This is a genomic window from Sphaerospermopsis sp. LEGE 08334 (assembly GCF_015207205.1).
Classification (GTDB): domain Bacteria; phylum Cyanobacteriota; class Cyanobacteriia; order Cyanobacteriales; family Nostocaceae; genus Sphaerospermopsis.
This window is the reverse complement of the sequence record NZ_JADEXH010000022.1, coordinates 87102-93993: the sequence shown is the minus strand read 5'-3', so window position 1 is coordinate 93993 and position 6892 is coordinate 87102. Positions and strand designations below refer to the sequence as shown.

Sequence of the window (6892 nt, the reverse complement as noted above, 5' to 3'; positions counted from 1 at the left end):
CGTTATCAATGGGGTGAATGCTAGGGGAGAAACCAGAAAACATAGTACAGAACGTATTAAATTTAACAATAATACTAATTGTTAAATTTCCGTTACATAGTTATAAATTTCCCCGCCGACTTACTTAGTTCAATTTATAAGAGAAGGGTTTATTACCCATTTCCGAGTTGTAACCTGTTAATGTGAGATTACCTAAAGTATGTAACCATTTTTTATGTACAGAACTAGCATTATCTCCCAACATATTCTTCCATTCTGAAGTTAAGGACTGAGGCATTATATGTTCAATAGTTACTTTATTAAGATCAACTGTTTCTCTATTTAGATATGATTCTAAACTCCATAATAAAAGCTTTGTCCTTTCTTTAGTACCTGAAGTATATATACTTTTAACAAGCATTCCTTTCCATAATTCCCTATCATCAGGCCATGCCTTTTTATCATCAAAACTTTTCAATACTTGCTTCAATCCATTTACTAAATTGTTCTTATCTTGTCTCATTACTTCAGAGTATAAAGAAGTGAAAACTGTTCCCAGAATATTAGTGGGGATACCTACTAACAAACGACGTACAAAATAAGATTCTAAACAACTTAAAATTTCCAAAAATTGTTCGATTGTGATGGATTCCTGTTCGTATTGATGATATACATTAAGTAGAAAAATATGACAAGTTGTAAATTCTAGTTTTCTTAACCTTTCAAACCTTTCCCTTAAATCAAGATTTGGTTCTTTATGAGGAAAATTTAATCTCTGGTAGTATTCTGTAAATTGTATAAGTTGATTTAACTCATCCTTTACGCCATTAGTTGAATTTTCAAAAAGGTTTTTAATAATTTTATAAATTTCTTTCTGATTAACTACTTGACCATCTTTACGTGCATAGAAATAAAAAGCATTTGTTAGTTCTGGAGTGTATTCTTCTTCTCCCATACTGCGCTGAAAATTTTTGATAAAAGGCAGCCATTTTTCATCATATATTTTTTGTCGTTCATCAGCATCTAATTTCATAAATATATAATTACGTATTAAATCAACTTGAGTTAGTTCTTGTCCTTTATTATTTAAGCTTTCAAATATTAGGTATGGATTATCTCTTTCCTCAGTAGTTATATTTACTATCATGAGTTTTTCAAGAATTATATTTTTCAATTTTATGCAATCAATAGAATCCTTAGCTTTTTTTATTTTTTCATCAAAAAAATGATAAGATTCGTATATCCTACCTTCTTTTTTTATAAGTTCATCTCCTTTAATAAGAGTCTCATATATTTGACGATCACTTTGTGTTGGTAAAACTTTATAAAAGTTATCATTACTCTCAAATTGATTAATTAAATATGATGCCTGAATTTTATCCGCCTCTTTTGGATCTGTCTTTTTCAGACGATTTCGTAAAAGTGCCAAGAGAATTGTTAATGTGGTAAGGCGTTGTTGCCCATCTATCACTAAAAAAGGTGATATACTGCCTGGTACTCCTGGTAAGGATTGAGTAACTATAGAACCTAAAAAATAAGAATCTTCTACTTTGTCATTGTATATACTTATCAAATCATCCCAAAGAGTTTGCCAGTTCTTTTTTTCCCAAGAGTATGGTCTTTGAAAAAGCGGAATTTGATACTGTATAGTAGAGTCTAGTAAGCGGCGTAGAGCAACATGATTTACTTGCATATAAAATCCTTTAACTTGTTTGTTTATATACAATAATATCAATAATTGTGCTACTATTATTAGGTTGGTTGTGTAAATTTATATGTACTTTTATGACGAAAATATATTCCAGGTGAGTCTATCCAGACCCACCCTAACCTAAATTATACCAACAAAGTATTTCTCTATTAAGCCACAGCAAACTCAGTCAACTTCCGAGTTTCAGGATCATGAAAAGCTAAAACAATATCCTCTTTTGGTACACCTTCCCTTAATAACTCCGTTGCAATACCTTCCTCAGTCCAATCTTCCTCAATGTAAATCTTATCATTTTTAATTCTCACATAAACCGAAATTGCCTTTACTCTTTTACGATTCTTCCAACCAATATTAAACCAAAGGTATTGACTTCTTTGATCATCAAACATTAATACCTCATCTATATCAGGATCAGGTACTTGTGCTGAAATTGTTTCATATTCAGTAAGGATTTGTTTGATTATATTTTGATAATGATTTAACTTGTCCATTTGATAATCTCCTCTTTATTAATATCAACAACCAACAGTGAAACTTGATATTTTTGTAAAATTAATTCAATTGCAACTTGTTCAAAAAACTTCTCATAAATCCTTTCACCAATTGCTAAATAAACTTTATACTCAGGATGAGTCAGAGAAAGAAAGGTTTGATAAATAAGATATTGTCCTAACGCTGTTTCAAATTCCCGCATGGGAGAACGACTCAGAAAACTTTTAATTTCAATAACTATTTTTTCTCCTTCTCTGGTTGCAGAAATTGTTTTTTCACCAGCTAAATCAGCAATTAATTTAACTTCTTCATATTTAATCGGATATGGATCAAAAGTAATTATCCAACCATCCTTAATTAAAGCATTTTTCACCGCTTCATGGAAAGTATCCTTTGCTGGCATTGTTTACCCTGGTAATTTGTATCATCAAGATAGTAACATCTTTTTGACATCTTCTAAAGATACAGAAACACTATCTTTTTCTTCTTCCTTAGCATCTCTCAAATCTCGTAAATCTTCCAAATCTTCTAACAATTCCTTAATCTTTAAAAACTCCTCATAAGGTAATACAGCAAATTGTTTTTCACCATTTTTTATTAAAAACTCAGGATGTAATTCAATCATTTTTTAACCTCCGCTTACTCATAAGCTTTACTACGATGCTTAACCCTATACACGATTATAGTTTGTTCTTCTAATTCAAACAAAACTCGATAATCACCAACTCTTAAACGATATTCTGGAGTAAAATTTGTTAAGCGTTTCACATCTTCTTGTAAATCTTCTTGCATTGCTTCAATTTTATTGATAATGCGTTCTCTGTCATTTACAGGAATTTTCTGTAAATCTTTGATTGCTTTAGGTTTAAATTCTATTTGGTAATGCACATATTTTAACCTTTTTCAAAACATTCAGGTGAGTCCATCCAGACCCACCCTAACCTAAATTATACCAAAGCCGCCTGTTCCTCCTTACTAATCACTCTCCCCTCATCCTCAAAACCAACAATTTGATCAAAATTCAAATACCGATACAAATTATCAGCAAAAGGATGGATTTTCTCACCCACAATATCCAAATATTCCTGCACATTAGGAAGTCTTCCCAACAACGCACAAACTGCCGCTAATTCTGCCGATCCTAAATACACTTGTGCGCCATTTCCCATGCGATTATTAAAGTTACGAGTAGAGGTAGAAAACACAGTTGTATTATCTTCCACTCGCGCCTGATTTCCCATACACAAACTGCATCCAGGAATCTCAGTTCTCGCTTTTGCACCTACGAAAACATCATACACACCTTCTACTTTTAATTGGTGTTCATCCATTCTTGTAGGTGGTGCGATCCATAACCTTGCTTTTACCTCTCCTGCACCTTCCAAAACCTTCGCAGTTGCCCGATAATGACCGATATTTGTCATACAAGAACCAACAAAAACTTCCTGTACTGGATCATTAGCAACTTCCGATAATAACTTAACATTATCAGGGTCATTGGGAGCAGCAACAATTGGTTCTTTGATCTCGTTTAAATCAATTTCAATTATTTCTGCATATTCGGCATCTGCATCACCAGCTAATAACACTGGGTTGGCTAACCATTCTTCCATTTTTGCCACCCTTCTCATGATGGTTCGCGCATCAGAATATCCCCGTGCTACCATATTTTTTAACAGGGCAATATTTGAACGCAAATATTCGGCAATGGTTTCTTCACTCAATTTAATTGTACAACCAGCACAAGAACGTTCTGCGGAAGCATCTGTTAATTCAAATGCTTGTTCTACCTTTAAATTAGGTAAACCTTCAATTTCCATAATTCGTCCAGAAAAGATATTTTTCTTGTTCTTTTTCTCGACGGTTAATAAACCTTTTTGGATGGCAACATAAGGAATAGCGTTAACAATATCTCTCAAAGTTATTCCTGGTTGCAATTCTCCTTTAAATCTTACCAAAACTGATTCTGGCATATCTAAAGGCATTACACCCAATGCACCCGCAAACGCAACTAACCCTGAACCCGCAGGAAAGGATATTCCCAAGGGGAAGCGGGTGTGGGAGTCTCCACCTGTTCCCACTGTATCCGGTAATAACATCCGGTTTAACCAGGAGTGAATGATACCATCACCAGGACGCAAGGCTACACCACCACGAGAGGAGATGAAGTCAGGTAGTTCTTGGTGGGTTTTAATATCCACTGGTTTGGGATATGCTGCTGTATGGCAGAAACTCTGCATTACTAAGTCTGCACTGAAACCTAAACAAGCAAGTTCTTTTAACTCATCTCTGGTCATTGGTCCTGTAGTGTCCTGAGAACCGACTGTAGTCATGATGGGTTCACAGGATGTACCCGGACGTACTCCTGGCAATCCGCACGCCTTCCCGACCATTTTTTGCGCCAATGAGAAGCCTTTTCCGGTGTCCTTTGGTTGTTGAGGACGGATAAATAAATCACTGGGTGCTAAACCTAACGCTTGACGGGTTTTGTCGGTGAGGGTACGCCCAATTAATAGGGGGATACGTCCACCGGCGCGAACTTCGTCTAAAATGGTGTCAGGTTTGAGGGTGAAAGTTGCAATAACTGTTCCCCCTTTGGTAATTTGACCTTTGTAGGGGTAAATTGTAATTACGTCACCGGTTTCCATTTGGGTGACATCGCATTGTATGGGTAACGCTCCTGCATCTTCGGCGGTGTTAAAAAAGATAGGTGCGATCGCCCCACCTAAAACATAACCCCCAGACCGTTTATTGGGAACAAAGGGTATATCATTACCTAAGTGCCATAATACAGAATTGATTGCAGACTTACGAGATGAACCTGTACCCACAACATCACCGACGTAAGCAACAGGATGTCCTTTTTTCTTCAAGTCTGCAATGGTTTGTAAACTTCCCGGTTGTCGGGTTTCTAACATTGCTAAGGCGTGAAGGGGAATATCTGGACGGGTGGTAGCGTGGGTTGCGGGTGATAAGTCGTCGGTGTTGGTTTCTCCGGGAACTTTGAAAACCTTAACGGTGATAGATTCTGGTAAAGTGGGACGAGAAGTAAACCATTCTGCTGCTGCCCAAGAGTCTATCACTTTTTTAGCGTATTTGTTGGTTTTTGATAGTTCTAATACATCGTGAAACGCATCATAAACTAAGAGAATTTTGCTTAATGCGGTAGCGGCGCTTTCTGCTACAGGGGAAGAAAGTAAATCAATCAGTGATTGGACGTTATAACCGCCTACCATTGTTCCTAGTAATTCTACTGCTTCGATGGCAGAAATTAAAGGACTGGTAATTTCTCCTTTAGCTATTGCAGTCAGAAAACCGGCTTTTACATAAGCAGCTTGATCAACTCCGGGGGGTATGCGATCGCGTAATAAATGTAATAATAACTCTTCTTGTCCTTGTGGGGGATTTTTGAGTAATTCACATAATTCTGATGTTTGTTTTGCATCTAATGGTAAGGGGGGAATACCCATTTGGGCGCGTTCTTGGGTATGTTGTTGATATTCTGCTAACATGATTTAGCTTTTCTCCTGCAATATCTTGTTTTCTTTATTTTATTGTAAAGGAAATGTTACAGGAGTTACTAATGGACGGAATTGATTATCTAGAACAGTTTATAGTTTATAATCTGAACAGTAAAGTTTACATTAGGTAAGTAATAATGTTTATCAGGAGTTAATTATGTCATACAAAAATATTATTACCATAGAACCTGGAAAGAGAAGCGGAAAACCTTGTATTAGGGGTATGAGAATTACGGTTTATGATGTTCTTTCCTATTTAGCATCAGGAATGACTTTTGAAGAAATATTAGCTGATTTTCCTTATTTAACTAAAGAAGATATTTTAGCCTGTTTAAGTTATGCAGCAGATCGTGAACGTCAAACCATTTTAGTTAATTAATAACCACAATGCCAGCCAAAGATATATACCATGATTCAGTTAAAAACGCCTTAATTAAAGATGGTTGGAAAATTACAGCCGATCCATATTATATCATTTACAAAAAATTAAGACTGGTAGCTGATTTAGGCGCAGAACGTTCATTATCAGCGCAAAAAGGTGATGAGAAAATAGTAATCGAAGTCAAAAGTTTTATTAATCCCTCATTTATCTATGATTTAGAAAGGGCTGTAGGTCAGTATATCATTTATCGTAATTTTCTCAAAAAAACCGCACCAGACCATCAAATTTACTTGGCACTGAGTCAACTGGTATATAAAGCTAATTTTGATGATACCATTGAAATTATTGTAGAAGAAAATGATTTAAAGTTAATTATTGTAGATACAGCCAAGGAGGTTATTACTAAATGGATAAATTAAATAACTATCGGACTTTAATCAAAAAGATTTTAACAGAATATCATCAGCTTTTTTCTTCTGCTTCTCCTGAAAATGTGGAAATGTTATTAGCTTTTGATGAGGTCAGAGATCAATATTTATGGTTACAAGTAGGTTGGACATCTGAGGAAAGAATTAAAGGTAATTCTGTACATATTCGCATTAAAAATGAGAAGATTTATATTGAAGAAGATTGGACAGAAGAAGGTATTGCAAATGAGTTATTAAAGGAAGGTGTACCAAAAGAAGATATTGTTTTGGCTTTTCATGATCCTGAAACTCGGAAGTTGACAGAATTTGCAGTAGCTTAGATTAAATATCTAGGTTATAATGGTTACACAGTAGGTTTTTGGCAAACAAGCAAAAAGAA

General features: G+C 35.1%; 9 protein-coding genes. 3 read left to right on the top strand and 6 right to left on the bottom strand.

Going from position 1 to position 6892, the window contains the following annotated elements; genetic code table 11:
* Nucleotides 1-124: 124 nt before the first annotated feature.
* The 6 genes from IQ237_RS14090 to acnB form a co-directional block, all read right to left on the bottom strand.
* A complete protein-coding gene (locus tag IQ237_RS14090; RefSeq protein WP_194056165.1) occupies nucleotides 125-1672 on the bottom strand; it encodes a DUF262 domain-containing protein in 1548 nt (515 codons plus the stop codon).
* Nucleotides 1673-1839: 167 nt separating this feature from the next.
* Nucleotides 1840-2181, bottom strand: a complete 342-nt coding sequence (locus tag IQ237_RS14085) for a XisI protein (protein ID WP_194056163.1) — start codon at nucleotides 2179-2181, stop codon at nucleotides 1840-1842.
* The gene (locus IQ237_RS14080) at nucleotides 2169-2585 is read right to left on the bottom strand and encodes a XisH family protein (RefSeq protein ID WP_194056161.1); all 417 of its coding nucleotides are present in this window, start codon (nucleotides 2583-2585) and stop codon (nucleotides 2169-2171) included. The genes IQ237_RS14085 and IQ237_RS14080 overlap by 13 nt, the downstream gene beginning before the upstream one ends.
* 24 nt (nucleotides 2586-2609) lie before the next feature.
* Nucleotides 2610-2807, bottom strand: a complete 198-nt coding sequence (locus IQ237_RS14075; protein ID WP_194056159.1) for a type II toxin-antitoxin system Phd/YefM family antitoxin — start codon at nucleotides 2805-2807, stop codon at nucleotides 2610-2612.
* A gap of 14 nt (nucleotides 2808-2821) precedes the next feature.
* Nucleotides 2822-3070, bottom strand: coding sequence for a type II toxin-antitoxin system RelE/ParE family toxin (locus IQ237_RS14070; protein ID WP_194056157.1), 249 nt, complete (start codon nucleotides 3068-3070; stop codon nucleotides 2822-2824).
* Between the two features lie 59 nt (nucleotides 3071-3129).
* Nucleotides 3130-5694 (bottom strand): bifunctional aconitate hydratase 2/2-methylisocitrate dehydratase, encoded by a 2565-nt coding sequence (gene acnB, locus IQ237_RS14065; protein WP_194056155.1) that lies wholly within the window; start codon nucleotides 5692-5694, stop codon nucleotides 3130-3132.
* Between the two features lie 166 nt (nucleotides 5695-5860).
* On the opposite strand from acnB, the gene IQ237_RS14060 reads away from it, so the two are divergent.
* The 3 genes from IQ237_RS14060 to IQ237_RS14050 are packed head-to-tail and all read left to right on the top strand — an operon-like array spanning nucleotide 5861 to nucleotide 6833.
* Nucleotides 5861-6082: a DUF433 domain-containing protein gene (locus IQ237_RS14060; RefSeq protein WP_104387583.1), complete on the top strand. Its 222-nt coding sequence runs from the start codon at nucleotides 5861-5863 to the stop codon at nucleotides 6080-6082.
* Between the two features lie 8 nt (nucleotides 6083-6090).
* Complete coding sequence (locus IQ237_RS14055) at nucleotides 6091-6504, top strand: XisH family protein (RefSeq protein ID WP_194056153.1); 414 nt, start codon at nucleotides 6091-6093, stop codon at nucleotides 6502-6504.
* Entirely contained in the window at nucleotides 6492-6833 is a 342-nt protein-coding gene (locus IQ237_RS14050; protein WP_194056151.1) for a XisI protein, read from the top strand. The genes IQ237_RS14055 and IQ237_RS14050 overlap by 13 nt, the downstream gene beginning before the upstream one ends.
* Nucleotides 6834-6892: the final 59 nt, after the last annotated feature.

Excerpts from the sequence above, each read along its gene's own strand:
- IQ237_RS14090 (WP_194056165.1), bottom strand. The coding sequence starts at position 1,672 with ATGCAAGTAAATCATGTTGCTCTACGCCGCTTACTAGACTCTACTATA.
- IQ237_RS14085 (WP_194056163.1), bottom strand. The coding sequence starts at position 2,181 with ATGGACAAGTTAAATCATTATCAAAATATAATCAAACAAATCCTTACT.
- IQ237_RS14080 (WP_194056161.1), bottom strand. The coding sequence starts at position 2,585 with ATGCCAGCAAAGGATACTTTCCATGAAGCGGTGAAAAATGCTTTAATT.
- IQ237_RS14075 (WP_194056159.1), bottom strand. The coding sequence starts at position 2,807 with ATGATTGAATTACATCCTGAGTTTTTAATAAAAAATGGTGAAAAACAA.
- acnB (WP_194056155.1), bottom strand. The coding sequence starts at position 5,694 with ATGTTAGCAGAATATCAACAACATACCCAAGAACGCGCCCAAATGGGT.
- IQ237_RS14060 (WP_104387583.1), top strand. The coding sequence starts at position 5,861 with ATGTCATACAAAAATATTATTACCATAGAACCTGGAAAGAGAAGCGGA.
- IQ237_RS14055 (WP_194056153.1), top strand. The coding sequence starts at position 6,091 with ATGCCAGCCAAAGATATATACCATGATTCAGTTAAAAACGCCTTAATT.
- IQ237_RS14050 (WP_194056151.1), top strand. The coding sequence starts at position 6,492 with ATGGATAAATTAAATAACTATCGGACTTTAATCAAAAAGATTTTAACA.